Annotated in this window: 25 protein-coding genes; 6 read left to right on the top strand and 19 right to left on the bottom strand. The window is 72.0% G+C overall.

The window, feature by feature from the left end:
- Positions 1–57: 57 nt before the first annotated feature.
- Entirely contained in the window at positions 58–1344 is a 1287-nt protein-coding gene (locus tag ACGF5T_RS29965) for an acetyl-CoA C-acetyltransferase (protein ID WP_356609303.1), read from the bottom strand.
- A 101-nt stretch (positions 1345–1445) separates the two neighbouring features.
- On the opposite strand from ACGF5T_RS29965, the gene ACGF5T_RS29970 reads away from it, so the two are divergent.
- The gene (locus ACGF5T_RS29970) at positions 1446–2741 is read left to right on the top strand and encodes a 3-oxoacyl-ACP reductase (protein ID WP_366768454.1); all 1296 of its coding nucleotides are present in this window, start codon (positions 1446–1448) and stop codon (positions 2739–2741) included.
- Positions 2741–3835, top strand: a complete 1095-nt coding sequence (locus ACGF5T_RS29975; RefSeq protein ID WP_366768453.1) for a MaoC/PaaZ C-terminal domain-containing protein — start codon at positions 2741–2743, stop codon at positions 3833–3835. Before ACGF5T_RS29970 ends, ACGF5T_RS29975 begins: the two co-directional genes overlap by 1 nt.
- On the opposite strand, the gene ACGF5T_RS29980 is transcribed toward ACGF5T_RS29975, so the two are convergent.
- From ACGF5T_RS29980 to ACGF5T_RS30020, 9 genes are all read right to left on the bottom strand, one after another.
- Positions 3808–4503 (bottom strand): TetR/AcrR family transcriptional regulator, encoded by a 696-nt coding sequence (locus tag ACGF5T_RS29980; RefSeq protein WP_356609309.1) that lies wholly within the window; start codon positions 4501–4503, stop codon positions 3808–3810. The genes ACGF5T_RS29975 and ACGF5T_RS29980 overlap by 28 nt on opposite strands.
- A 160-nt stretch (positions 4504–4663) precedes the next feature.
- Positions 4664–6013 carry a dicarboxylate/amino acid:cation symporter gene (locus tag ACGF5T_RS29985; protein WP_366768452.1) on the bottom strand — a complete coding sequence of 450 codons (1350 nt, stop codon included), beginning with the start codon at positions 6011–6013 and terminating at the stop codon, positions 4664–4666.
- 321 nt (positions 6014–6334) lie between these two features.
- The gene (locus tag ACGF5T_RS29990) at positions 6335–6634 is read right to left on the bottom strand and encodes a DUF4229 domain-containing protein (RefSeq protein WP_356609313.1); all 300 of its coding nucleotides are present in this window, start codon (positions 6632–6634) and stop codon (positions 6335–6337) included.
- A gap of 100 nt (positions 6635–6734) precedes the next feature.
- Positions 6735–7259, bottom strand: a complete 525-nt coding sequence (locus ACGF5T_RS29995) for a GNAT family N-acetyltransferase (protein WP_366768451.1) — start codon at positions 7257–7259, stop codon at positions 6735–6737.
- A 242-nt stretch (positions 7260–7501) separates the two neighbouring features.
- Complete coding sequence (gene mqnE / locus ACGF5T_RS30000; protein WP_392889823.1) at positions 7502–8665, bottom strand: aminofutalosine synthase MqnE; 1164 nt, start codon at positions 8663–8665, stop codon at positions 7502–7504.
- 60 nt (positions 8666–8725) lie between these two features.
- Positions 8726–9181, bottom strand: a complete 456-nt coding sequence (locus ACGF5T_RS30005) for an Lrp/AsnC family transcriptional regulator (protein ID WP_219184458.1) — start codon at positions 9179–9181, stop codon at positions 8726–8728.
- Between the two features lie 66 nt (positions 9182–9247).
- Positions 9248–9925 (bottom strand): UbiX family flavin prenyltransferase, encoded by a 678-nt coding sequence (locus tag ACGF5T_RS30010; protein WP_361014091.1) that lies wholly within the window; start codon positions 9923–9925, stop codon positions 9248–9250.
- Between the two features lie 31 nt (positions 9926–9956).
- Complete coding sequence (gene mqnP, locus ACGF5T_RS30015; RefSeq protein WP_356609322.1) at positions 9957–10862, bottom strand: menaquinone biosynthesis prenyltransferase MqnP; 906 nt, start codon at positions 10860–10862, stop codon at positions 9957–9959.
- Positions 10859–12316: a menaquinone biosynthesis decarboxylase gene (locus tag ACGF5T_RS30020; protein WP_356609324.1), complete on the bottom strand. Its 1458-nt coding sequence runs from the start codon at positions 12314–12316 to the stop codon at positions 10859–10861. The genes mqnP and ACGF5T_RS30020 overlap by 4 nt, the downstream gene beginning before the upstream one ends.
- Positions 12317–12404: 88 nt before the next feature.
- On the opposite strand from ACGF5T_RS30020, the gene ACGF5T_RS30025 reads away from it, so the two are divergent.
- Positions 12405–12728, top strand: coding sequence for a PLD nuclease N-terminal domain-containing protein (locus ACGF5T_RS30025; RefSeq protein WP_356609326.1), 324 nt, complete (start codon positions 12405–12407; stop codon positions 12726–12728).
- 15 nt (positions 12729–12743) lie between these two features.
- On the opposite strand, the gene ACGF5T_RS30030 is transcribed toward ACGF5T_RS30025, so the two are convergent.
- From ACGF5T_RS30030 to ACGF5T_RS30050, 5 genes are all read right to left on the bottom strand, one after another.
- A complete protein-coding gene (locus ACGF5T_RS30030; protein ID WP_366768932.1) occupies positions 12744–13616 on the bottom strand; it encodes a hypothetical protein in 873 nt (290 codons plus the stop codon).
- Between the two features lie 16 nt (positions 13617–13632).
- A complete protein-coding gene (locus ACGF5T_RS30035) occupies positions 13633–14502 on the bottom strand; it encodes a helix-turn-helix domain-containing protein (protein ID WP_366768930.1) in 870 nt (289 codons plus the stop codon).
- Between the two features lie 237 nt (positions 14503–14739).
- Positions 14740–14943, bottom strand: a complete 204-nt coding sequence (locus ACGF5T_RS30040) for a DUF397 domain-containing protein (RefSeq protein WP_366768929.1) — start codon at positions 14941–14943, stop codon at positions 14740–14742.
- Positions 14944–15005: 62 nt separating this feature from the next.
- Entirely contained in the window at positions 15006–15131 is a 126-nt protein-coding gene (locus tag ACGF5T_RS30045; RefSeq protein WP_366768928.1) for a DUF397 domain-containing protein, read from the bottom strand.
- Positions 15079–16035, bottom strand: coding sequence for a helix-turn-helix transcriptional regulator (locus ACGF5T_RS30050; RefSeq protein ID WP_366768927.1), 957 nt, complete (start codon positions 16033–16035; stop codon positions 15079–15081). Before ACGF5T_RS30050 ends, ACGF5T_RS30045 begins: the two co-directional genes overlap by 53 nt.
- Positions 16036–16141: 106 nt before the next feature.
- Here ACGF5T_RS30050 and ACGF5T_RS30055 point away from each other — a divergent pair, with 106 nt between their 5' ends.
- A complete protein-coding gene (locus tag ACGF5T_RS30055) occupies positions 16142–16690 on the top strand; it encodes a hypothetical protein (protein WP_366768926.1) in 549 nt (182 codons plus the stop codon).
- Here the strand turns inward: ACGF5T_RS30055 and ACGF5T_RS30060 are convergent.
- Positions 16617–18239 (bottom strand): carboxylesterase/lipase family protein, encoded by a 1623-nt coding sequence (locus ACGF5T_RS30060; RefSeq protein WP_366768925.1) that lies wholly within the window; start codon positions 18237–18239, stop codon positions 16617–16619. The genes ACGF5T_RS30055 and ACGF5T_RS30060 overlap by 74 nt on opposite strands.
- A gap of 116 nt (positions 18240–18355) precedes the next feature.
- Here ACGF5T_RS30060 and ACGF5T_RS30065 point away from each other — a divergent pair, with 116 nt between their 5' ends.
- On the top strand, positions 18356–19072 hold the full coding sequence (locus ACGF5T_RS30065) for a MerR family transcriptional regulator (RefSeq protein WP_361014065.1): 717 nt from the start codon (positions 18356–18358) through the stop codon (positions 19070–19072).
- A 129-nt stretch (positions 19073–19201) separates the two neighbouring features.
- Positions 19202–20602, top strand: a complete 1401-nt coding sequence (locus tag ACGF5T_RS30070) for a condensation domain-containing protein (RefSeq protein WP_361014062.1) — start codon at positions 19202–19204, stop codon at positions 20600–20602.
- 90 nt (positions 20603–20692) lie between these two features.
- Here the strand turns inward: ACGF5T_RS30070 and ccsB are convergent, their stop codons facing one another.
- The 3 genes from ccsB to ACGF5T_RS30085 are packed head-to-tail and all read right to left on the bottom strand — an operon-like array spanning position 20693 to position 24312.
- Positions 20693–21829 carry a c-type cytochrome biogenesis protein CcsB gene (gene ccsB / locus ACGF5T_RS30075; RefSeq protein WP_356609344.1) on the bottom strand — a complete coding sequence of 379 codons (1137 nt, stop codon included), beginning with the start codon at positions 21827–21829 and terminating at the stop codon, positions 20693–20695.
- Entirely contained in the window at positions 21826–23547 is a 1722-nt protein-coding gene (locus tag ACGF5T_RS30080) for a cytochrome c biogenesis protein ResB (protein WP_356609346.1), read from the bottom strand. The genes ccsB and ACGF5T_RS30080 overlap by 4 nt, the downstream gene beginning before the upstream one ends.
- 3 nt (positions 23548–23550) lie before the next feature.
- On the bottom strand, positions 23551–24312 hold the full coding sequence (locus tag ACGF5T_RS30085; protein WP_384696474.1) for a cytochrome c biogenesis CcdA family protein: 762 nt from the start codon (positions 24310–24312) through the stop codon (positions 23551–23553).

Consider the following 24312-nt stretch of genomic DNA (forward strand, 5'->3'; position numbering starts at 1 on the left):
GTTCGGGGATGGTCCCGCGCCGGAGGTGTGCAGTGTCGGGGGTTACCTGCCAGTAAGTCACGTTCGTTCCAGTATGGCCGTCACCCCCTGGCCACCGGCCGCGCAGACGGAGATCAGCCCGCGTCCGGGCCCCTCCCGCTCGGCGAGCAGCGCGGCCAGCGTCGCCACGACGCGGGCCCCCGTCGCCGCGAAGGGGTGGCCGGTCGCCAGCGAGGAACCGGCCACGTTCAGGCGGGCCCGGTCCACCGGGGCCAGGCCCCGCTTCTCCCAGGCCGCCAGCGTGGCCAGCACCTGGGACGCGAACGCCTCGTGGATCTCGACCAGATCGAAGTCCTCGATGCCGAGCCCGGCCCGCTCCAGCATCCGCGGGACCGCGTACGCCGGGGCCATCAGCAGGCCGTCCTCGCCGCCCGCGACATCGCCGCCGACGAAGTCCACGGCCGCCGTCTCGTACGCCGTGAGGTACGCCAGCGGCTCCAGCCCGCGGGCCCGCGCCCACTCCTCGCTCGCCAGCAGGACCGTCGCCGCGCCGTCCGTCAGGGGCGTGGAGTTGCCCGCCGTCATCGTGGGGCGGTCACCGGAGAGGCCGAACACCGGCTTCAGCGCGGCGAGTTTCTCCACGGTCGAGCCGGGGCGCAGGTTCTGGTCGCGGGCCAGGCCCCGGAAGGGGACCACCAGGTCCTGGAAGAACCCGCGTTCGTACGCCGCCGCCAGCCGCTGGTGGCTCGTCGCCGCCAGTTCGTCCTGCGCCTCGCGGGTCACGCCCCAGGCCCGGGCGGTCACCGCGGCGTGCTCGCCCATCGACAGGCCGGTGCGCGGCTCCGCGTTGCGCGGGATGTCCGGGACCAGGTGGCCCGGGCGGATCCTCGCCAGCGCCTTCGCCCGGCCGCCGAGCGACTTCGCCCGGCGCGCCTCCAACAGGATGCGGCGCAGGCGGTCGTTGACGCCGAGCGGTGCGTCGCTCGCCGTGTCGGCGCCGCCCGCGACCGCCGACTCGGTCTGGCCGAGGGCGATCTTGTTGGCGGCGGCGATCACGGCCTGGAGTCCCGTGCCGCAGGCCTGCTGGACGTCGTAGGCCGGGGTGCGCGGGTCCAGCGCCGAGCCGAGGACCGTCTCGCGGGCCAGGTTGAAGTCGCGGCTGTGCTTGAGGACCGCGCCCGCGACGAACTCGCCGACCGCGCCCGGGTCCTGGAGGCCGTAGCGCTCGACCAGGCCGTCGAGGGCCGCGGTGAGCATCTCCTGGTTGGAGGCGGTGGCGTAGGGGCCGTCGGAGCGGGCGAAGGGGACACGTGTGCCGCCGATGATCGCGACGCGGCGCGTCCGGGGCGGTTCCAGGGGGCTCATCTCGACCTGCTCCTCACCCGTGACATAGGCTTACCTCCGGTAACCTTACTCCAGAGTAAGCAAAGTCGGCACACGCCGCACAGCCGTTGGGGAGACAGGACATGGCCGACCGCTATCTCAGCTTCACCGGCACCGCGCCCGGCCGCTTCCTCACCCGGCGCCTCGGCCTCCCACGGCCCGCACCGCTCCGGCGGGACGCGCTGGCGGGCGGCCTGCTGCACCTCACGGCCGGCAAGACCGACCTGGACCTCGCCCCCGTGCTGGCCCGCACCGGTCTCGCCGCCGGCGAGGACGGCCACCCGACCGCCGTCGTCCTCGACGCCACCGGCGTGCGGGACGTCGACGCGCTCGCCGGGGTGCACACCGCCCTGCACCCCGTCGTGGGGTCCGTCGCCGCGAGCGGCCGGATCGTCGTCCTCGGTGCCCCGCTCGACCCCGACGACCACCACCAGGCCGCCGCCCAGCAGGCGTTGGAGGGCTTCACCCGCTCGCTCGGCAAGGAGATCGGGCGGGGCCGGACGGTCAACCTGGTCCGGCTCACCGACGCCTCCGCCGCCGAGTCCACCCTCCGCTTCCTCCTCTCCGCCGCCTCCGCCTACGTCAGCGGCCAGGTGATCGAGGTCGCCCCCGCCGGCGCCGCCGTCAGCGCCCCGGAGGACTGGGACCGCCCCCTCGCCGGACGCACCGCCCTGGTCACGGGCGCCGCCCGCGGCATCGGCGCCGCCGTCGCGGAGACGCTGGTCGAGCAGGGCGCCCACGTCGTCGTCCTCGACGTGCCGCAGGCGGAGCGGGAGGCGCGCGGGCTCGCCGAGCGCCTCGGCGGCACCCCTCTCGCCCTGGACATCACCGCCGCCGACGCGGGCGAGCGCATCGCCGCGGCCCTGCCCGGCGGACTCGACATACTGATCCACAACGCGGGCATCACCCGCGACCGGCGACTGGTCAACATGGGCGCCGACCGCTGGAGTTCCGTCCTCGACGTCAATCTCGCGAGCGTCCTGCGCACCACGGACGCGCTGCTGGCCGCGGGCGCGGTCCACCGGGGCGGCCGGATCGTGGCGACCGCCTCCATCGCCGGGCTCGCGGGCAACGCCGGCCAGACCAACTACGGCGCGAGCAAGGCCGGGATCGCCGGCCTGGTCCGCTCGCTGGCGCCGCGCGCGCTCGCCGAGCACGGGGTGACGGTGAACGCGGTCGCGCCGGGCTTCATCGAGACGAAGATGACCGCGGCGGTCCCCCTGCTCATCCGGGAGGCCGGCCGCCGCATGAACTCCCTCGCCCAGGGCGGTCTCCCGGTCGACGTCGCCCGCACCACCGCCTGGCTCGCCCACCCCGCCTCCGGCGCGGTCAACGGCCAGGTCGTCCGGGTCTGCGGCCAGAGCCTGCTGGGGGCGTGATGGACTCCGCCTCCCCCACCGAGGGCTCCGCCGCCTCCCCCGACTCCGCCGCCGAGGGCTCCCCCTCCCCTGCCGCAGACTCCGCTGCCCCCGCCGAAGGCTCCCCTCCCCCCGCCGAAGGCTCCCCTCCCCCCGCCGAAGGCTCCGCTGCCCCCGCCGCAGGCTCCGCTGCCCCCGCCGCAGGCCCCCCTCCCCCCGCCGCAGGCTCCCCTTCCCCCGTCACCACCCTGAGCGGCCCGCCCGCCCTCGCGCCGCTCCTCGCGCGCGGCGCGCTGCTGTCCCCGCTCAAGCGGCCCCGCGCGGACGCCGGCTTCCCCCGCACCCGGCTGGTCCTGCCCGGCCTGCGCGTCGACCTCGCGCGCCTGGCCGCCTACGAGCGGGCCTGCGGGTTCGCGACCGGGGCGGACGCGCTGCCGGTGACCTACCCGCACGTGCTGGGCTTCCCCGCCGTCATGCGGCTGATGAGCGCCCGGCGCTTCCCGCTGCCGCTGCTCGGGCTCGTCCACACCTCGATCGACATCACCCGGCACACCGTCCTGACCGCGACGGCCGCCTACGAGTTGTCCGTCCACGTCGAGGGTCTCGCCCCGCACCGGCGCGGTACCGAGGCGTCCGTGGTGACCCGGCTGCGGGAGGGCGCCGACCTGGTCTGGGAGTCGCGCAGCACCTACCTGGCCCGCCACCGCACGCCCGCGCTCCCTCCCGCGGCCGGGCGCCCCGGGCACACCCCCGCCGCACCCCCCGCGCCGCCCCTGCCCACCCGCGCCGAGTGGCGTCTCGCCCATGACGTCGGACGGCGCTACGGTGCCGCGTCCGGCGACCGCAACCCGATCCACCTGCACCCCCTCACCGCCCGCCTCTTCGGCTTCCCCCGGGCCATCGCCCACGGCATGTGGACCGTGGCCCGGTGCCTCGCGGAGCACGGGACACCGGACGCGGCCGTGGTGCGGGCCGAGTTCCGCGCACCGGTGCTGCTGCCGGGGACGGTGCGGTACGGGGCCGAGGGCGGGCGCTTCGAGCTGCGCGGCGCCGGCGACCGGCTGCACCTGTCGGGCGAGGTCGGGCCCTATCCGGCCCGGACCGGGGCCGCCTGAGCCTGGACCACCGGGTCGGCGTCCGGCTCCTCCGGCGCCGACCAGGGCCGGCCCGCCATCAGGTCGCCCAGGCCCGCCCAGGCGAAGTTCATCAGGGTCGCCGCCGCCTGCTTCGCGGTGACGCCCTCGGTGGCGCTCGCCCAGTCCGCGAGCGCCTCGGCGGCACCGACCAGCGCCTCGGCCAGCCCGGCGACCTCGCCCTCGGGCAGGTGCGGGTCCCGGTGCGCGTCCCGGGCCGCGGCGGCGATCAGCTGCGTCACGAAGGCGACGATCTCCGCGCGCATCACCGCCACCTCGGCCGCGAACCGCTCCCCGTGGGTGCGGGCGTGCAGGTGCAGCACCCGCCAGGCGTCCGGGTGGCGCGCGGTGTGGTCGAAGAACGCCCGCAGCCCCGACCAGAGTTGCCCGTCGGCGGACAGCCCCGGCAGCACACCGGCCCGCACCGCCTCGGTGAGGGCGCGGGCCTCGCGGCGGATGCAGGCGGTGAAGAGGTCGTCCTTCGAGTTCAGGTACAGGTACACCAGCGGCTTGGAGACGCCCGCCAGTTCGGCGATCTCGTCCATCGACGCCGCCATGTAGCCCCGCTGCCCGAAGATGCGCACGGCGGCGTCCAGCATCTGCTGCTCGCGCACCGCGCGCGGCATCCGCTTGGTCTTCGAAGCACCCATGCGCATCAGCGTACGGTCCGCACGGCGCCGATCAGGACCGCGCGCCGGGGACGGCCGGCTCGCGCGCCCGCCCGGGGCGGACCGCCCCTCCCCGGCGGACACGCGCAAACGCCCCGCGCCGGTGTCCCGGCGCGGGGCGTCGTGGTGGTCCGAAGTGCCCTCAGACGGCGGCCGGGACCGGCTCCGAGACCTGCTTGCGCGGCTCGGGCTCCGGCTCGTCGATCGGGGAGCTGTGCGCCTCGTCGTAGGCCTTGCGGTCGAGGATGCCCTCACGCGCCGAGACCAGGACCGGGACCAGCGCCTGCCCGGCCACGTTCGTCGCCGTGCGCATCATGTCCAGGATCGGGTCGATGGCGAGGAGCAGGCCGACGCCCTCCATGGGCAGGCCCAGCGTGGAGAGGGTCAGGGTCAGCATGACCGTGGCGCCGGTGAGGCCGGCCGTGGCGGCGGAGCCGACCACCGAGACGAAGGCGATGAGCAGGTAGTCGCCGACGCCGAGCTGGATGTCGAAGATCTGCGCGACGAAGATCGCGGCGATCGCCGGGTAGATCGCGGCGCAGCCGTCCATCTTGGTGGTCGCGCCGAAGGGCACGGCGAAGGAGGCGTACTCCTTCGGGACGCCGAGGCGCTCGGTGACCCGCTGGGTGAGCGGCATGGTGCCGACCGAGGAGCGGGAGACGAAGGCCAGCTGGATCGCGGGCCAGGCGCCCTTGAAGAACTGGATCGGGTTGACCTTGGCGACGGTGGCGAGCAGCGCCGGGTAGACGCCGAACAGCACGATCGCGCAGCCGACGTAGATGTCGGCGGTGAAGGTGGCGTACTTGCCGATCAGGTCCCAGCCGTAGGTGGCGATGGCGTGGCCGATCAGGCCGACGGTGCCGAGCGGGGCCAGGCGGATGACCCACCACAGGGCCTTCTGGAGGAGTTCGAGGATCGACTCGCTCAGGTTGAGGATCGGCTGGGCCTTCTCGCCGAGCTGGAGGGCGGCGATGCCGGCGACGGCGGCCATGAAGACGATCTGGAGCACGTTCAGCTCGGTGAACGGCGTGATGACGTCGTTCGGCACGATGCCGGTCAGGAAGTCGATCCAGGAGCCGGTGTTCTCGGGCTTCGCGCCGTCGGCCGGGGTGAGGCCGGTGCCGGCGCCCGGGTTGGTGACCAGGCCGATGACGAGGCCGATGGCCACCGCGATCAGCGACGTGATCATGAACCAGAGGAGGGTGCGGGACGCCAGGCGGGCCGCGTTGTTGACCTTCCGCAGGTTGGTGATGGACACCAGGATCGCGAAGAAGACGAGCGGGGCGACGGCCAGCTTCAGCAGGCCGATGAAGATGTCGCCGACCTTCTCCAGGGTGGTGACCAGCCACGATATGTCCTGGCTGCGGGCCAGCCAGCCCAGCAGGACACCGAGGACCAGACCGCCGATGATCTGGGCCCAGAACGGCACCTTGAAGGGCAGCTTGGGTGACTTGGAGGTCTTCTCGTCGGAAGACTTCGTGAGGGAGGACACGGACGGACTCCGTAAGGGGACGGGACGCGGGGACGGACGCGCAGTGCTGACGTGGAGAACGACGGGATGAGGGGGAACGTCAGGGGCGACAGTTCGCGGACGCGCACCGACAGAGGTCCACGTGCAGGCGCGCCACGAGCCCGAGGCTCGGGGGTGTGTGGGGCGCGGCTGCGTGCTTCATGCACACGACTTTAACACCTGTGCTTTGAGACCCCCAAAGCCTCACTTTGACAGGCGACGCGGGTCCTGTGCCCGTAAAACGCAGATCGCCCCGGTTTCCTGGGATTTCGGAAACCGGGGCGTGCGGGTCTGTGAGGTGCGTTACGAGGCCTGGCTCCGGGTGCGGGAGGAGTCGTCGGCGACGTCCTCCATGCCGCGGTTGGCGTCGAGGTTGGCCTTCATCCGGTCCACGCGGCCGGCGACCTGGACCGAGGCCCGGTCGCGCTCCTTGCGCAGCACGACGTAGCTGATGGGGGCCGAGATCAGCAGGGAGAGCAGGAGGATCCACATGCCGTTGGACTCGCCGAGGCCGCGCGGGAAGACGCCTGCGTAGACGAGCCCCCAGACGACCACGAGGCAGCCCACGAAGATCCCGAGGCGCATCAGCGTGTAGCGGAGCATCTCAATCCACTCTTCCGTTTCCGGCACAAACAGGCACGTCCAGTGAAACATGCCGGGGTGCCGATCTTGCAGCGGGGTGGGGTCCGGCCGGGAGGCCCGGTCAGGCCAGCGGCAGCAGCAGGAAGACGTCGTCCCGGTCGTCGCCGGGCGCCACCCGGATCGCGCCGGGCACCCGGCCGACCTCCTTGTAGCCGCAGGACGCGTAGAACCGCTCCAGGCCGAGTCCGCCCCGGCAGGTGAGGCGGATCGCCTCGATGCCGTCGACGGTGCGGGCGGCGTCCGCGGCGGCGGCCATCAGGTCGCGGCCGTAGCCCCGCCCCTGGTGGCGGGGGTGGACCATCACCGTGTAGAGCCACAGCCAGTGGGTCATCAGCCGGTGCGTGTTCAGGGCGAGGAAGGCGGTGGCGGCGACCTTCCCCTCCGCGTCGTGGCCGACGAGCAGGCGGGTGCGGCCCTCGGCCATGCCCACCAGGTGCTTGACCAGCTCGGGGCGGATGTCCTCCCGCGTCACCGGCGGTACGAAGCCCACGGAGCCGCCCGCGTTGGAGACGTCGGTCCACAGGTCGAGCACGCCGTCGCGCAGCGCGGGGGTGACGGGTGGGTCGAAGGTGAAGGTAAGGGACACGCTGCCATGGTAACCATTACCCCGGTGCGTGGGCCGTCGCGTTCCGGGTGGTGGACATGCTCCACGGCCACCGCCGTGACCGGTTGGCATCCGGGGCCGGGTGCGGGGGCTCCGTGGCTGGTCGCGCAGTTCCCCGCGCCCCTTCGGGGCACGTTCACCGAACGCCCCGGAAAGTGGCGCCGGGACCCGCGCGACCAGCCCCCACCGGCCTGCAGCCGGCGATGGGACCGGACGACCCTCGTTCAGACCCGCATCGGCTGCGGCGCCTCGCGGCGCGCCGGGTCCGGCCCGTCGAACTCCCGGATGATCTCGAACCGGGTGTTGCGCTCCACCGGCCGGAACCCCGCGTCCCGGATCAGGTCGAGCAGGTCCTCGCGGGTCAGCTTGTTCGGCGTGCCGAAGTCGTCCGCGTCATGGGTGATCTTGTACTCGACGACCGAGCCGTCCATGTCGTCGGCGCCGTGCTGGAGGGCGAGCTGGGCGGTCTGGACGCCGTGCATGACCCAGAAGACCTTGACGTGCGGGACGTTGTCGAAGAGCAGCCGGGAGACCGCGAAGGTCTTGAGGGCCTCGGCGCCGGTCGCCATCTGGGTGCGCGCCTGGAGCCGGTTGCGGACCTTGCCGTCCTTCATGTCCACGAAGTCGTGCTGGTAGCGCAGCGGGATGAAGACCTGGAAGCCGCCCGTCTCGTCCTGGAGTTCACGCAGGCGCAGCACGTGGTCCACGCGGTGGCGGGGCTCCTCGATGTGGCCGTACAGCATGGTGCACGGGGTCTTGAGCCCCTTCTCGTGCGCCAGGCGGTGGATGCGCGACCAGTCCTCCCAGTGGGTGCGGTGGTCGACGATGTGCTGCCGGACCTCCCAGTCGAAGATCTCCGCGCCGCCGCCGGTGAGGGACTCCAGGCCGGCGTCGATCAGCTCGTCGAGGATGTCGGAGGCGGACATCCCGGAGATGGTCTCGAAGTGGTGGATCTCGGTGGCGGTGAACGCCTTCAGCGAGACGTCGGGCAGCGCGGCCTTCAGCTCCCTGAGCGAGCGCGGGTAGTAGCGCCAGGGCAGGTTCGGGTGCAGGCCGTTGACGATGTGCAGCTCGGTGAGGTTCTCGCCCTCCATCGCCTTGGCGAGCTTCACCGCCTCCTCGATGCGCATGGTGTACGCGTCCTTCTCCCCCGGCTTGCGCTGGAAGGAGCAGTACGCGCAGGAGGCGGTGCACACGTTGGTCATGTTGAGGTGGCGGTTGACGTTGAAGTGGACGACGTCGCCGTTCTTGCGCGTCCGCACCTCGTGCGCGAGGCCGCCGAGCCAGGCGAGATCGTCCGACTCGTACAGCGCGATGCCGTCCTCGCGGGTCAGCCGCTCCCCGGAGCGGACCTTCTGCTCCAGCTCCCGCTTGAGCCCGGCGTCCATGCGATACCTCTTTCTGAGACAGACTCGTAAACCGTACGCCCCCGGTTGCGGCCCCCGGTGTCAGACCTCTTCGGGCAGCTCGCCCACCCGGTTCTCCCACTTGGTGGAGAGCACGATGGTGGTACGGGTCCGGGAGACGCCCTTGGTCCCCGACAGCCGCCTGATGATGCTCTCCAGGCCGTCCACGTCGGTGGCGCGCACCTTGAGCATGTAGGAGTCGTCGCCGGCGATGAACCAGCAGTCCTCGATCTCCCGCAGGTCCTTCAGGCGCTGCGCCACGTCCTCGTGGTCGGCCGCGTCGGACAGGGAGATGCCGATCAGGGCGATGACGCCGAGGCCGAGCGAGGCCGCGTCCACGGTGGCCCGGTAGCCGGTGATGACCCCGGCGGCCTCCAGCCGGTTGATGCGGTCGGTGACGCTGGGCCCCGACAGTCCGACGAGGCGCCCCAGCTCCGCGTAGGAGGCCCGGCCGTTCTCCCTCAGGGCCTGGATGAGCTGCCTGTCCACCGCGTCCATGCGATCGAAGCCTTCCACTGAAGAGTTCTGAAGATGTGGGTCACAACGTGTGGGGGGAGGTGGTGCTCAGGTGGTGGGGCGTGCCCCGCCGAGGTCGCCGCGCCAGCGGCGGTACAGGTCGTGCCGGACCCCGGCCGCGTCCAGGACGCGGCCGGCGACGAAGTCCACGAGGTCCTGGATGTGCGTCGCCCCCGCGTAGAAGGCGGGCGAGGCGGGCACCACGGCGGCGCCCGCGTCGTCCAGCGTCACCAGGTGCCGCAGCGTCCGGCCGTCCAGCGGGGTCTCCCGCACGGCGACGACCAGCTTGCGGCGCTCCTTGAGGGTCACGCTCGCCGACCGCTGGAGCAGGTCCTTCGACAGTCCCAGCGCGACGCCCGCGACGCAGGCCGTCGAGGCGGGCACGATCAGCATGCCCTTGACGGGGTACGACCCCGATGACGGCCCGGCCGCGAGGTCGCCCGCGCTCCAGTGCCGTACGCGGGAGAGGTCGTCCACGTCGAAGGTCCCGGGCTTGCCGTCGGCGCCGCGCGCGAGCCATTGCCGCAGGTCGGTCTCCCAGTGGGCGTCCCGGAAGGAGATGCCGGTCTCGTCGAGCAGGGTGAGCCGCGAGGCCCGGCTGACCACCAGGTCGACGCTCTCGCCGGCGGCGAGCAGCGCCCGCAGCACCGCCGCCGCGTACGGCGTACCGGATGCCCCTGACACCCCCACGATCCAAGGCGTGCGCTGCGTCTGTCCTGGCTTCATGGTGTCGAGCCTAGTCGCAGGCTCAGGGTTTTCAGACGGTGAGGCCCCGGACGAGCAGGTCCAGCAGCGCGCACACGAACAGGGCGATCCCGATGAAGCCGTTGACCGAGAAGAACGCCCTGTTCAGGCGGGTCAGGTCGGTCGGGCGCACGATGGTGTGCTCATAGACGAAGGCGCCCGCCACGATCAACAGGCCGAGCCAGAAGAAGAATCCGGCGTCGGTGGCGAGGGCGTACCAGACGAAGAGGCCCGTGGTGACGGTGTGGCAGGCGCGGGCGCCCCAGATGGCCGCCGGGATGCCGAAGCGGGCCGGGACCGACTTCACGCCGACCTGCCGGTCGGTCTCGACGTCCTGGCAGGCGTAGATCAGGTCGAAGCCGCCGATCCAGATGCCGACCGCGAGGCCGAGGATGACGGCCTCCCAGGACCACTCGCCGCTGATCGCCAGCCAGCCGCCGATGGGGCCCATGGCCTGGGCGAGGCCGAGGATGGCCTGCGGGAAGTTCGTGAACCGCTTGCCGTAGGGGTAGACCACCATCGGGATCACCGCGATGGGGGCGAGGGCGAGGCAGAGCGGGTTGAGCAGGGCCGCGGCGCCCAGGAAGACGACGAGGGCGATCAGCGCGCCGGTCCAGGCGTGCTTGACCGACATGGCGCCGGTGACCAGTTCGCGGTGGGCGGTGCGGGGGTTGCGGGCGTCGATCTCGCGGTCGATGATCCGGTTGACCGCCATGGCGAAGGTGCGCAGGCCCACCATCGCGACGGTGACCAGGAGCAGCCGGCCCCAGTGGATGTTCTCGTCCCACAGGTACATCGCGGTCAGGGCGGCGATGTAGGCGAAGGGCAGCGCGAACACCGAGTGTTCGATCATCACCAGGCGCAGGAACGCCTTGGTGCGCCCCGGCTGCTGCGGCAGCGCGGCGGAAGCCGAGGTCACAGTCCGTACTCCTTCCAGCGGCGGTCGACCTTCGCCGCCGTCTCCGGGTCGGACAGCACCATGTCCGGCCAGCCCCCGTCGCGCGTGTACCCCTCCTCGGGCAGTTTCCTCGTCGCGTCGATGCCCGCCTTGCCGCCCCAGAACTGCTGGTAGGAGGCGTGGTCGAGGTGGTCGACCGGGCCCTCGACGACGGTGAGGTCACGGGCGTAGTCGGTGTTGCCCAGCGCCCGCCAGGCGACCTCGTGCAGGTCGTGGACGTCGCAGTCGGAGTCGACGACGACGATCAGCTTGGTCAGGGACATCATGTGGGCGCCCCAGATGGCGTGCATCACCTTCTGGGCGTGCTTGGGGTACTTCTTGTCGATCGAGACGATCGCGCAGTTGTGGAAGCCGCCGGCCTCGGGGAGGTGGTAGTCCACGATGTCGGGGACGATGATCTTCAGCAGGGGCAGGAAGAAGCGTTCCGTCGCCCGGCCCAGCGGACCGTCCTCGGTCGGCGGGCGGCCGACCACGATCGACTGGAGCAGCGGGCGCTTGCGCATCGTCACGCAGTCGATCTTCAGGGCCGGGAAGGGCTCCTGCGGCGTGTAGAAGCCGGTGTGGTCGCCGAAGGGTCCCTCGGGGAGCATCTCGCCGGGCTCCAGCCAGCCCTCGATGACGACCTCGGCCTGGGCGGGGACCTGGAGCGGCACGGTCTTGCAGTCGACCATCTCGATCCGCTTGCCCTGCACGAACCCGGCGAAGAGGTACTCGTCGATGTCGCCGGGGAGCGGGGCGGTGGAGGCGTACGTCACGGCGGGCGGGCAGCCGAAGGCGATGGCGACGGGCAGCCGCTCGCCCCTCCTCGCCGCCACCTGGTAGTGGTTGCGGCTGTCCTTGTGGATCTGCCAGTGCATGCCGATGGTGCGCTTGTCGTGGCGCTGGAGCCGGTAGAGGCCGAGGTTCCGGATGCCCGTCTCGGGGTCCTTGGTGTGGGTCAGACCCAGGTTGAAGAAGGAGCCGCCGTCGTCGGGCCAGGTGAAGAGGGCGGGGAGCCGGTCGAGGTCCACGTCGTCGCCGGTCAGGACGACCTCCTGGACGGGGGCGCTGCCCGGCTTCACCTTCTTCGGCGGCACGTGGGTCATCGTGCCGAGCTTGCCGAAGGCCTCGCGCATGCCGACGAAGCCCTGCGGCAGCTCGGGGCGGAGCAGCCCGCCGATCTTGTCCGAGATGTCGGAGTACGACTTCAGGCCGAGGGCCTTGAGCAGGCGCCGGTCGGTACCGAAGACGTTCATCGCGAGGGGCATGTCGGAGCCCTTCACGTTCTCGAAGAGCAGGGCGGGGCCGCCGGCCTTGTTCACCCGGTCGACGATCTCCCCGATTTCCAGGTACGGGTCCACCTCGGCCTTGATGCGCTTGAGGTCGCCCTCGCGCTCCAGCGCCCGGAGCAGCGAGCGAAGATCGTCGTAAGCCATGGGGTCCAGTATCCCCGAGCCGCTACCCTGGCCCTGTACCTGGGGGCCGTGACGCGTCCCCGCCCACCGCTTGAGCTGGAGAGGCCCCATGCTCCGGGTGCTGATGTTCCTGATCCCACTGGCGCTGAGCGTCTACGCGTTCATCGACTGCATCAGCACGAAGGACGAGGACGTCCGGCACATCCCCAAGCCGCTGTGGGCGATCCTCGTCCTGCTCTTCCCGCTGGTCGGCTCGGTCTCCTGGATCATCGCCGGCAAGAAGCGGCAGCCGGCCGGCTCCTCGCCGTGGCAGGGCGGTGGGCGGCGGCAGTGGGTCGCGCCGGACGACAACCCGGACTTCCTGAAGTCGCTGGACAAGGACGACGAGAAGGACCGCGACCGCGACAAGGACGAGGACCCCAAGGGCGACTGACCCCCGGGGGCCCGGTCACTCGTCGTCGAAGATCGCCTCGGCGGTGGAAGCGGTGACGGCCCGGGTGAGCCAGCGGCGGAGGACTTCGAGGTCGCCGTACGCCGTGATGCGTCCGCGGACTTCGTCGGAGACTGGGAGGCCTCGCTGTTCCAGGACGATCAGGACGGCGTCGGCAGCCGCCTGGGCGCGGCCCTCGTCGCGGATCTCTTCGGAGATGTAGGACTTGTAGAAGGAGAGGTCCACGGCCACCAGGTTCCTCCAGAGGTGCTTGGCCGGGCGGTTTCCCAGCCCGTGTGCGGTGAATTCGACGATGGGGTCCACGACGTCTTCCGGCGCGTCCCTCAGTGCTGTGGACAGGGCCTTCAGTATCGCATTCACGACCGGTTCGGCGGCGTGTGTGATGGCCGCCAGACTGGCCAGCACGAGATCGGCACGGGCCTCCTCCGGGTCGGTGATCACCGGCATGTTGTGCGGTCCGGCCACTAGGGGCGTCAGGGTGAGCGTCGGCAGCTCGGGGGGCCCGCAGGTCACTGGTAGCTGGGCCCACTTGGCCGTCGCGTAGTCCTGGCAGACGACCAGCAGGGCGGTGGGCAGGCGGTACTTCGTCCATAGGTACGAGACGTAGTACGCCCAGCTCGCGGGCTTGTCCGGGGCCTTCTTGCCCTGGGCCTCGACGGCCAGCAGGAAGGGTCCCTGGTCGGCAGTCTCGAAGCGCAGGAGGGTGTCGACCCGGCGTTCGACGGGGCTCGCCTCGGTGAGGTCGGTGGGCAGGGTGGTCGCCGCGACGGGTCTGGGGATGTCGACCCCCAGGAAGCGGGAGACGCGGCTGAAGAGTCCCGGGTCGTGTTGGAAGATGCGGTGCATCGCCTCGTGAGACGAGCTGACCATGGGGTTCCGTTCTAGGTCAGGTGTGGTGGGCGGCTGTCGTGCGGCAGTCGCGGCAGTGGGGTTCGTGGTCGGGGGCGCGGAAGCCGCGGTCGCAGCGGTCGCAGTTGCGCAGGGGGTGCCGGACCGGGGGTGGCGCGGCGGTCGTCCGGGGGCCCACCGGCGGTGGGGGTGGCAGCTGGGCCGTCAGACGGTGGGCCAGGAGGGCCGCCGGGCGGCGTACGCCCTCAGCGGGCAGGCCGGTGGTCAGGGCATCGCGTACGGCGGCGGGGCTGACCTCGCGTTCCAGCCAGGCGGCCACGCCGGGGGCCAGGTGGGTCGTGTCGCAGGCCGAGAGCAGCAGGCGGCGGTCGTGGCGGCGCAGGCCGGTGAGGACGTCGGTGGCCTGTTTCAGGAGTGCGGGGGCCTTGCAGCCGGGTTGCGGTACGGCGGGCAGCGGGCGTGGCGCCGCAGGCGGGCGGCGCGGAGGGCGTTCCGCCCGCGCGGGAGCGTGCGGGCGTCCGGAGGTGCGGCGCCGGGCCGCGCTTGCCGGGTCGTTGCACGACACCGTGCGCGTGACGATGCGGCCGTCCGGGACGCGCTCCCGTTCGCGGCGCAGGTAGCCGTACTCCTCCAGCTCGTTCAGGGCGGCGCCGATGCGGGTCGCGCCCTCCTTGAAGCGGGCGGTGAGGCTCCTGATGTCCACCGGAGTGCCGACGCGCACCGACTGGATGTACAGGCCCAGGCCGATCGCCAGCAGCGACAGGTGCGGGTGCTGGGCGAGGTGGTTGCCGACCACGGTGAAGTTGGTGGTGTGGCGCACGTGCTCGTGCGTGACCCCTGATCGGGGGTGTTTGCCGCCGGGGGCGGACGGGGCGTGCGGGGGCACGCTAGGGTCGCGGGTATCCATCAGGAAGAGGGTTCGACTTCCTCGTTGGCCAGGCCCTCGTGGGGATTCCGAGTCCCCTCGGGGGCTGACATATGTCAGCGGTTAATGCGCTGAGAGTAAGGGAGTTGGGGCCCCCGAAAGCCAGCCCAACCGGTGATGTTCACCCAGGCGAGTGAGGCGACGCCGTGGGCGGGAGGGTGGGGTGGGGCTTGGCTGGGTTTCTTTCTCCCAGTGGTTTTTTCAGGGTAGGCGCCCGTGTCACCGGCGCACGAGGAAGCGGGCTCCGGTGAATGCGGACCAGGCGGCGCGGCCGACCAGGAGGACGGGGCCGTCAGGGTTCTTGCTGTCGCGGACGGGGACGACGCCGGGGAAGCCGGGGGCCACTTCGACGCAGTCCCCGCCGTTGGCGCCGCTGTGGCTGCTCTTGATCCAGAACATCGCGTGGGGTTCGTGGCTGCCCATGGTCTTCGTACCCTTCGATCGCGTCGCCGATGAGGGCGACGTCCTCGCGAGTTGGGCCCCTGTCACCGGTGCACGAGAAGGTGCGCTCCGGTGAATGCGGACCAGGCGGCGCGGCCGACGAGGAGGACGGGGCCGTCAGGGTTCTTGCTGTCGCGGACGGGGACGACGCCGGGGAATCCGGGGGCCACTTCGACGCAGTTGCCGCCGTTTTCCCCGCTGTAGCTGCTCTTGATCCAGAACGTTGCGTCGGATTCGTGGCTGCCCATGATGGTCGTACCCTTCGATCGCGTCACCGATGAGGGCGGCCGTCTGGCGAGTCGAAAGTGAGTCCGCCCTGAGCACATCATAGGTGTGGCTCTGCTGGGCGAACACGGCTGGATCACTGGTGAAATGACCCCGTTCCAGCGACTCCGAATACACCCAACGCTCCCCGCCGGGTAGCTCGATCAGAGACATCGAGACGTTGGGCCGCAGAAGTTCCGGGTAGCTTGCGGGCGCCACCTGGATGCGGATGTTGGGGCGACGCCCGAGGTTCAAGAGGGCCGCGCACTGGTCCCGCATCACCTCCGGGCCGCCCACCACGTTGCGAAGACAGCTCTCGTCCAGGACGACGACGTAGGACGGGCGCTCGTCGCCCATGAAGCGTTGCTGTCGGCTCAGTCGTGCCCGCACGCGCTCCTCCAGCTCCTCGCCGCTCGCGACGCGGGAGAACAACGCCCGCGCATACGCCTCCGTCTGCAACAGCCCCGGCACCACCCGCTCTTGGTACTCCCGCAGAGCGACGGCCACCGCGTCCATCTCGGCCCGGCGCCGGAACCAATCCGGATGCTCCACCTCCGGATACCAGTCGATCCGCCCCCACAGCCGCCCCAGCACCCCGCCCGCGCCCAGCAGCTCGTCGCACGTCTTCGCGAACGTGTCCTGCGGTACCCGCGAGCCCGCCTCCACGCGGGCGACATGCGAGCGGTCGCAGGGGATGCGGGCCGCCAGGCCCTCCTGCGTGAGCCCCGCGGCCTCACGGAAGTGCCGCAGCACCTCGCCGAACACGGCGGCCGTACTCGCGCCCGAACCACCGGCGTTGCGCCGTCCCACGAAGCGACCCCCTTCGTGACAGTCCACGAGTGTCACGCGCCAAGCATTGCTCCCCACGATTCCCCTGAGCAACCCTCGATACACCCAGAGTCACGGAGGTTGCACGATGGATCACGAAGGTCGACTGAGCGCCGCCGTGCGGGCGGTCAACGGCCGTTCGCTCAGCGACGCGTCGACGGCACGGGCGCTGGTCGCGCTGCCGCCGCCGCCCGAACCGGTGGCCGGCTGCGCCCTCTGCGCGCAGCTGGCCGTCCTGCGCGCCCAGGCCCGGGCCGTCGGCGACGGCAGCGCGGAGACCGACGCGGACGTGCTGCTGACCCGGCACCAGCGGCAGGCGCACGCGCTGCGCCGGGTGTTCCGGTACGTGCCGTTCACGATCGTCCAGGACCCGTCCGCATGGCCGGAGTACGAGGCGCGCTGCGTGTCGGGCGACGAGGCCGACTGCGGTGCCTCCTCCGGGCCGCGTGGGGGCCCGGAGGAGGTGGAGGAGTGGCAGCGCGGGCACACCCGGGAGACCCGGCACCTGCGCTACCGGCGCTGCTTCGCGGACTACGCGGTGCTGGAGCCGGTGCTGGAGACCCTCAGGAGCGGGCCGGGTCCGACGGGAGCCACAGGTCGCACCGGTGGTCCTGCGGGAAGGTCGTCGACGCCGTGATCGCCTCGGGGGCGAGCACCTGCACCTTGGGGTACTGGTTCCAGCGCGGGGCACCCGCCGCGTACGGGACGCCGGTGTGCGCGAAGTTGGTCCAGTAGCCGAGCATCCTGTCCGCCAGGGCGTTCTGGGCGGGGGTGCCCGAGACGCCGCCGAAGACGTACCGGATCTCGGAGCCGTGCGGGGCGCCCAGCGGGAAGCCGACCGGCAGGTTCAGGTGGTCCATGGCCTGGCGGTCGGCGAACTCGTACTGGTAGGAGCGGGTGTGGCCGGACATCAGCCGCGCCGTGCGTGACTGGAGGCAGGCGAACTGGGAGTCGGTGAGGACCGCGCCCAGGGCTTCGGCGGGGGTGCCGTACGCCGACAGGGGGTAGCGGGCGAGGATCGACTCGGCGCGGTCGCCGTACAGGGTGCGGACGGCCACCGGGTAGCCGGCCGCCGTGAGGGGCCGGCCGGCCAGGTCGTAGGTGGTCGCGACGGTGAGGCGGCCCTCGTCGGCGGTGGTGCCCTGGAGGACCGGGACGCGGTGGAAGCGGCCGCTCTCCAGGGCGTCCGCGATCTGGAGGGGCAGGACGCGGCCGTCGACGTTGGGGACCCAGCGGGCGGTGGGGGCCGTGGAGGCCGTGAGCAGCTCCCCGGCGGGCCTGGCGCGCAGGCAGGCCACGTCGGCGCAGCCCAGGGAGGCGGCCCAGGAGGCGCCGGTGCGCTGCTGGGACTCCTGGGTGGGCAGCGGGAAGCCACAGCCCGACTGGGCGATGGCCCGGTCGAAGAGCCCGGTGGCACGCGGCGAGACGAGGTGCTGGCAGACGCTGCCGCCGCCCGCCGACTCGCCGAAGACGGTGACGTTGCCGGGGTCGCCGCCGAAGGCCGCGATGTTCTGCCGTACCCAGCGCAGGGCCGCCTGCTGGTCGAGCAGGCCGTAGTTGCCCGAGAGGCCCTCCGGGGACTCGCCGGCCAGGCCCTCGTGGGCCAGGTAACCGAAGGCGCCGAGGCGGTAGTTGAGGGTGACGACGACCGCGTCGCCGCGGGTGGCCAGGTTCCCGCCGTCGTAGAAGGCGCCGGAGCCGATGGTGAAGCCGCCGCCGTGGATCCAGACCATCACCGGCCGCTTGGTGACGGAACGCTCGGCGGGCGCGTGCACGTTGAGGTAGAGGCAGTCCTCGCTCGGGGTGCCGGGTCCGGCCAGGTCTCCCCAGGGGGTGGCGGAGTTCGCCTGCATGCAGGGGTTGCCGGGGGTGGTGGCGTCGCGGACGCCCGTCCAGCGCGCGGGCGCCGCGGGCGGCTTCCAGCGCAGGTCACCGACGGGCGGAGCGGCGTAGGGGATGCCCAGGTAGTCGTGGGTGGTCTCGGCCGTCGCGCCGCGCACCTGCCCGTAGCGGGTGGTGACGGTCGGCGCGTCGGCCGCGGCGGCGGGGGTGGCGAGTGCGGTGGGGGCGGCGGCCAGGGCGGTCGCCGACAGGAGGAGGACGCCGGACAGCGCTCCTCGTAAGCGGCGCTGCCATGAGCGTGCGGTGCGGGTTCTCGGCGTGCGTGTCGTGAGCGGGCCGGACATCGGCACCTCCGTGACGGGGTGGGTGGGGGCAACAGCCCCCGCAGTGTCGGCGTCCGCCACCGTCTCCCGCATCGCGTGAATCACCAGTCTCGGCCCGGGGCCTACCCTTCTCGTCGATGACGAACGACCGCCGTCTGCGCACCGTCGACCTCGCCCGCCGGGCCGGTCTGTCGACGCAGCAGATCCGCAACTACGAGGACGCCGGCGTCCTCCCCCCGGCGGACCGGACCGAGTCCGGCTACCGCGTCTTCGGCGAACGGCACCTGCGGGCGCTCCTGACGTACCGGACGCTGCAACCGGGGTACGGGCCGGTGGCGGCGACGCGGATCATGCGGACCGTGCACGAGGGGGACGTGCCCGGCGCGCTCGCGCTCGTCGACGGCGCGCACGCGGCCCTGCACACGGAGCGGGTCTCGCTGCGGGAGGCGAGTGCGGCACTGGAGGCGCTGGCCCGCGAGGAGCCCGGGCCGCCGCCCCGCTCCGCCGGACTGCGCATCGGCGAGGTGGCGGCGCTGATCGGCGTACGGACGTCCGCGCTGCGGGTGTGGGAGGCGGCGGGGCTGCTCACACCCCGGCGTGACCGCGGCACCGGCTACCGGGTGTTCGGGCCCGCCGACGTACGCGACGCGCGGCTCGTGCACACGCTGCGCGGTGCCCACTACCTGTTCGAGCAGATCCGTCCCGTCCTGGACGGCCTGCGGCGCGAGGGCGGCAGCGAGGCGCTGCGGGCCGCGCTCGGGGCACGGGAGCGGGCGCTCACCGCGCGGACCCGGGCGATGCTCGCGGGCGCGGGGGCCCTCGACGCCTACCTGGGGGACGACCGGGCGGGGTGAACGGCGGTCCCCGTACCGCCGTTCGAGGGGCCATCCGTTTCGTTGAAGAGTGCCGACACACCCGGTGCACGGTCGCGGAGTGGGCATTCAGTTGGTCGGGTCTGTGACATCTGCGAACGGAGACCCCTCGTGCGACTGACCGACATCCACCGCTGCGAGATCCGGCCCGGGCACCTCGTCGAGTGGACGCTCAGTCCGGCGACCGTCGAGGTCGCGGCGGCCCTGCCCGAGGACGCCCGGCCACCGGCGTACATCCAGGAGTCGCACATCCGCACCGCGCGGTCGCTCCGCGACGACGGCCTGTTCGTGCCGACCTGGCTGGGCGCGGCCTTCGACCTCCCCGGCCCGGTCGACCTGGACGCGCTCCAGGAGGCGCTGCGCGCCTGGACCCTGCGGCACGAGACGCTGCGCAGCGGTTTCCGCTGGGGCGGAGGGGCCGACGACACCATGCGCCGGTTCACGCTCGACGCGGACGCGGTGGCCCTGCGCCGGGAGGACGTCGGGGACTTCCCGGACGCGGCGGACCTGGCCCGCCACCTCCAGACCCGCTTCGACGGTGTCGCGGACGCGTTGCGCTGGCCCAACCTGATCTACACGGCCGTCGTCCGGGACGACGGCGCGAGCGTCTACATGGCCTTCGACCACAGCAACGTCGACGCCTACTCCCTGTACCGCATCCCCGCCGAGGTGCACGAGCTGTACCGGGCCGGGGTGGAGGGCCGGACCCTGGAGGAGCCGCCGGTCGGCAGCTACGTCGACTTCTGCGAGGCGGAGCGCGCGGAGGCCGACCGGATCGACGGCGACCACGACGTCGTGGCCCGCTGGCGGGAGTTCATCCGGCGGTGCGACGGGCGGCTGCCCTCCTTCCCGGTCGACCTCGGGCTGGAGCCGGGCGGGCCGCTGCCGGAGCAGAGGCTGCTGCGCGAGCCGCTGGTGGACCCGGCCGACGCCGCCGCCTTCGAGGCGTACTGCCGTCCCTACGGCGGCAGCCTGGCCGGCGTCCTGGCCGCGACCGCGCTCGCCGTCCACGAGATCGGCGGGGAGCCGGTCTACCGCACGGTGGTGCCGTTCCACACCAGGTCCCGGTCCCAGTGGTCGGAGTCCGTGGGCTGGTACGTGGGCGGCGCGCCGATCGAAGTGCCGGCGGACCGGGCCCGGGACTTCCCCACCGCCCTGCGGACCGTCCACGCCGAACTCCGGGCCAAGCGGCGGATGTCGCGCATGCCGATCGACCGGGTGCTGCGCCTGCTCGGCACCGACTTCCGGCCGGTCTCACCGGACCTGTACTCGATCGTGTCCTACGTCGACGCCCGCGAGGTCCCCGGCTCCGGCCACTGGCCCGGCCAGTCGGCCTACGCGCTGCTGCGGGTCTCCTACGGCGACCAGGTGTGCGCCTGGGTCACCCGCCTCCCGGAGGGCCTGTGGTTCGCCGCCCGCCACCCGGACACGGACATCGCCCACAAGAACCTGAGCCTGTACGTCGAACGCCTGCGGGACATCATCACCGGCGTGGCCCGCGACCGCCCCTAGGGACACCGCCCCGTGCCGTGCCTCCCCGCGCACGGCGAAGGCCGGTCCCCGTGACCAGGGTCACCGGAACCGGCCTTCGGCGGTGAGGGCTCAGAAGCCCACCGACTGGAGGGCGCCCAGGCCCACGTCGGCGTAGGAGTGCTTGCCGGAGACGAAGATGTTGACGCCGTAGTAGTTGAACAGCCAGCAGCCGAAGGCGAGCAGGGCCAGGTAGGCGGCCTTGCGGCCCTTCCAGCCGGCGGTGGCGCGGGCGTGCAGGTAGCAGGCGTAGGCGACCCAGGTGATGAAGGACCAGACCTCCTTGGGGTCCCAGCCCCAGTAGCGGCCCCAGGCGTCGCCCGCCCAGATGGCGCCCGCGATGATCGTGAACGTCCACAGCGGGAAGACGGCGGCGTTGACGCGGTAGGCGAACTTGTCGAGGGAGGCCGCGGCGGGCAGCCGGTCCAGGACGGAGCTGGCGAAGCGGCCCGGCGTGCCGCCGGAGGCGAGCTTGCTCTCGAAGCTGTCCTTGAAGAGGTACATGATCGTGGCGACCGCGCCGACGTAGAACACCGCGCCGCAGAAGATCGCGGTGGAGACGTGGATGTACAGCCAGTACGAGTGGAGCGCGGGGACGAGCTGGTCGCTGGCGGTGTACAGGACCGTGACGGCGAGGCCGAGGTCGAGCAGGACCGTGGTGATCAGCGGGAGGCCGAGCCAGCGGACGTTCTTCTTCAGGAGCAGCAGCGCGAGGTACACGCCGACGGCGACCGTCGTGAACGTGATGTTGAACTCGTACATGTTGCCCCACGGCGCCCGCTTCACCGACAGGGCGCGGGCGAGCACGCCGCCGAACTCGATGACGAAGGCGAGCGCGGTGAGGGAGATGGCGATCCGCCCGTACAGGTCGCCCTGCACGGTGCCGCCGTGCGCCCCCGGCCCGTCGGGCACGTCGCGGGAGCCGCTCGCCGAGCGGACGACGACCTGGGGCCGCTCCAGTACGGCGGTGGAGCCGGCCTTCTTCACGGTCACCGCCGGGGCGGTCCTCGTCTTCGCCGCCTCGCCGGTCGCGGTGAGCGCGGCGGCGGTGCGGCCGACCTTGCTGCGGCTGCCGAAGAGCCACTCGGCGATGTAGGCGAAGAACGCCAGGGTGTAGACCGCCATCGCGGAGTAGATCAGCGTGTTGCTGATGTTCGCGAGGTTCTCGTTGGTCGCGGCGGCCAGATCGGTTGCGGCGGCGAGAGTCACTTCTCAGCCCCTTCGGCAGGTACGACGTGGGTGTCGGGGGAATCGGGGGTGTCGTCGTCGTTCTTCGGCGCGTCGGGCGCCTGCTCGTACAGGGCGCCCGCGAGGTCGCCGAGTTCCTCGGGGACCTTGGCGGACTCGCTGCGCCCGAGGCCGGCCATCTCCACGACGGTCACCCCGTCGGCGCCCTTGACGGCCCGCACCCACACGCGGCGGCGCTGGATGAACAGGGAGCCGGCGAGGCCGAGGATCGCGGCGACGGAACCGGCGAGCGCCCAGCCGCTGGCGGGCTGCTCGGTGACCTGGAAGTTGGCCCACTCCTGGACTCCGTCGAAGGTGACCGTGCCGGCGCCGTTCGGGAGGGTCATGGTCTCGCCGACCTTGAGCTGCTTCTTGAACAGCTTGCCGTCGGAGTCCTTGAACTCCTCCAGGTTGGTCTTGTCGAGCTGGTAGATGCTCTTGGCGAAGCCCGCGTCCACCCCGAGGTCGCCGTGGTAGGCGGAGAGCGCCAGCATCGGGTTGATCAGCGCGGGGAAGGTCGACAGCATCGTGCTGCCCTTGCCGCCGTAGGTCGGGAGGAAGAAGGCGTTGAAGCCGAGCTGCTCCTTCTTCCCCTCGGCGTTGCGGTAGCCGTCCCGGACCATGACGGCGCCGGAGGAGGTGACGTTGGAGTCCAGCGGCAGCAGGGCGGTCGCCTCCTTGTCCATGACGACGTTGCCCTGGCCGTCCTTGATCGTGACGATGGGCGCGTAGCCGTGGGCGGTGAGGTAGACCTTCGAGCCGTCGATCTCCAGGGGCTCGTTGACCTCGATGGTCCTGGTCCGCTCCTTGCCGAAGGCGCCCTCGCTGTAGGTCACCTCGGCCTCGTAGACGCGCGGGGTGCCGCGGTTGGGGCCGCTCGCCTCGTAGGTGCCGTGGAAGTCCTTCAGGCTGAAGCTGAAGGGGGTCAGGTCGTGGTCCGGGTCGAAGAGGTTGCCGGACTTGAAGTCGTCGTACTGGGTGAGCGTGTTGGAGAAGCCGTCGCCCTCCAGGATCAGCTTGTTGCCCTCGTACTTGAACAGCTGGCCCCAGCCGAAGGCGATCAGCATCACGATCAGCGCGATGTGGAAGAGCAGGTTGCCGGCCTCGCGCACGTAGCCCTTCTCGGCGGCGACGGCGTCGCCCACCGTGTGGGCGCGGAAGCGGCGTCCGCCCAGCAGCCGGAGCGCGGCCTCGCGGACCTGCTCGGGCTCGGCCGCGGTGCGCCAGGTGGTGTACGCGGGCAGCCGGTCCAGGCGGCGGGGCGCGCCGGGCGGGCGGCTGCGGAGCTGGCCGACGAACTGCCAGGTGCGCGGGACGATGCAGCCGATGAGGGAGACGAAGAGCAGGATGTAGATCGCGGAGAACCACACCGAGCTGTAGACGTGGAAGAGGCCGAGCTTGTCGTAGAGCGGCCCGAGGATGTCGTGCCGGTCGCGGAACTCGGCGACCTTCATCTCGTCGACGCCGCTCTGCGGGATCAGCGAGCCGGGGATCGCGCCCAGCGACAGCAGCAGGAGCAGCAGCAGCGCCACCCGCATCGAGGTGAGCTGCCGCCAGAACCAGCGGACCCAGCCGACGACGCCGAGGGCGGGGAGGTTCGGGGCCTCCTCCCGGGGGGCGGTGGAGAGCTGGGAGCCGGCGGCGCCGAGATCCTGGTCCTCGCCCGCCGCCGGGGTCTTGTCCGTGGTCGTGTCGCTCATCGGTCAGATCCCTACAGTGAAGCCGTTGGACCAGGTCTGCATGTCCTGCACGATGCTGTCCCACACGCCGGTGAGCAGCAGCAGGCCGGTCGCGATCATCATGACGCCGCCGACCCGCATCACCCACACGTAGTGGCGCTTGATCCAGCCGAAGGCACCGAGCGCCTTGCGGAAGGCGACCGCGGCGAGCACGAAGGGCACGCCTAGGCCGACGCAGTACGCGACGGTCAGTATGGCGCCGCGCCCGGCGGTGCCCTGGTCGGCGGAGAGCGCCAGCACGGAGGCGAGGGTCGGGCCGATGCAGGGCGTCCAGCCGATGCCGAACAGCGCGCCCAGCAGCGGGGCGCCGACCAGGCCGGTGACCGGGCGCTTGTGGAAGCGGAACTCGCGCTGGGTGAACCAGGGCATCAGGCCGATGAAGAAGACGCCCATGAGGATCATGAGGACGCCGAGCACCTTGGTCAGGACGCCCCGCTCCTCCTGGAGCGTCGAGCCGAAGTAGCCGAACAGCGCTCCGCTGGAGACGAACACGGCGGTGAAGCCGAGGACGAAGAGGGAGGCTCCGGCGACCATCCGGCCGCGGCGGGCCTCGCCGAGGTCGGTGCCGGTGACCCCGGTCACGTAGGAGAGGTAGCCGGGGACGAGCGGCAGGACGCAGGGCGAGAAGAAGGAGACGAGGCCGCCGAGGAGCGCGATGGGCAGGGCCACCAGCAGGGCGCCGTTGAGCACCGTGCCGTTGAAGCCCTCGGCGGCGAGGGTGGACAT

The sequence above is a fragment of the Streptomyces sp. NPDC047853 genome, assembly GCF_043204535.1.
Taxonomy (GTDB): Bacteria; Actinomycetota; Actinomycetes; order Streptomycetales; family Streptomycetaceae; genus Streptomyces.

Bases quoted from the DNA above. Each gene is read 5' to 3' on its own strand.
- ACGF5T_RS29965 (WP_356609303.1), bottom strand. From the start codon at position 1,344: ATGAGCCCCCTGGAACCGCCCCGGACGCGCCGCGTCGCGATCATCGGC.
- ACGF5T_RS29970 (WP_366768454.1), top strand. From the start codon at position 1,446: ATGGCCGACCGCTATCTCAGCTTCACCGGCACCGCGCCCGGCCGCTTC.
- ACGF5T_RS29975 (WP_366768453.1), top strand. From the start codon at position 2,741: ATGGACTCCGCCTCCCCCACCGAGGGCTCCGCCGCCTCCCCCGACTCC.
- ACGF5T_RS29980 (WP_356609309.1), bottom strand. From the start codon at position 4,503: ATGGGTGCTTCGAAGACCAAGCGGATGCCGCGCGCGGTGCGCGAGCAG.
- ACGF5T_RS29990 (WP_356609313.1), bottom strand. From the start codon at position 6,634: ATGCTCCGCTACACGCTGATGCGCCTCGGGATCTTCGTGGGCTGCCTC.
- mqnE (WP_392889823.1), bottom strand. From the start codon at position 8,665: ATGGACGCCGGGCTCAAGCGGGAGCTGGAGCAGAAGGTCCGCTCCGGG.
- ACGF5T_RS30005 (WP_219184458.1), bottom strand. From the start codon at position 9,181: ATGGACGCGGTGGACAGGCAGCTCATCCAGGCCCTGAGGGAGAACGGC.
- ACGF5T_RS30010 (WP_361014091.1), bottom strand. From the start codon at position 9,925: ATGAAGCCAGGACAGACGCAGCGCACGCCTTGGATCGTGGGGGTGTCA.
- ACGF5T_RS30020 (WP_356609324.1), bottom strand. From the start codon at position 12,316: ATGGCTTACGACGATCTTCGCTCGCTGCTCCGGGCGCTGGAGCGCGAG.
- ACGF5T_RS30025 (WP_356609326.1), top strand. From the start codon at position 12,405: ATGCTCCGGGTGCTGATGTTCCTGATCCCACTGGCGCTGAGCGTCTAC.
- ACGF5T_RS30030 (WP_366768932.1), bottom strand. From the start codon at position 13,616: ATGGTCAGCTCGTCTCACGAGGCGATGCACCGCATCTTCCAACACGAC.
- ACGF5T_RS30035 (WP_366768930.1), bottom strand. From the start codon at position 14,502: ATGGATACCCGCGACCCTAGCGTGCCCCCGCACGCCCCGTCCGCCCCC.
- ACGF5T_RS30040 (WP_366768929.1), bottom strand. From the start codon at position 14,943: ATGGGCAGCCACGAACCCCACGCGATGTTCTGGATCAAGAGCAGCCAC.
- ACGF5T_RS30055 (WP_366768926.1), top strand. From the start codon at position 16,142: ATGGATCACGAAGGTCGACTGAGCGCCGCCGTGCGGGCGGTCAACGGC.
- ACGF5T_RS30060 (WP_366768925.1), bottom strand. From the start codon at position 18,239: ATGTCCGGCCCGCTCACGACACGCACGCCGAGAACCCGCACCGCACGC.
- ACGF5T_RS30065 (WP_361014065.1), top strand. From the start codon at position 18,356: ATGACGAACGACCGCCGTCTGCGCACCGTCGACCTCGCCCGCCGGGCC.
- ACGF5T_RS30080 (WP_356609346.1), bottom strand. From the start codon at position 23,547: ATGAGCGACACGACCACGGACAAGACCCCGGCGGCGGGCGAGGACCAG.
- ACGF5T_RS30085 (WP_384696474.1), bottom strand. From the start codon at position 24,312: ATGTCCACCCTCGCCGCCGAGGGCTTCAACGGCACGGTGCTCAACGGC.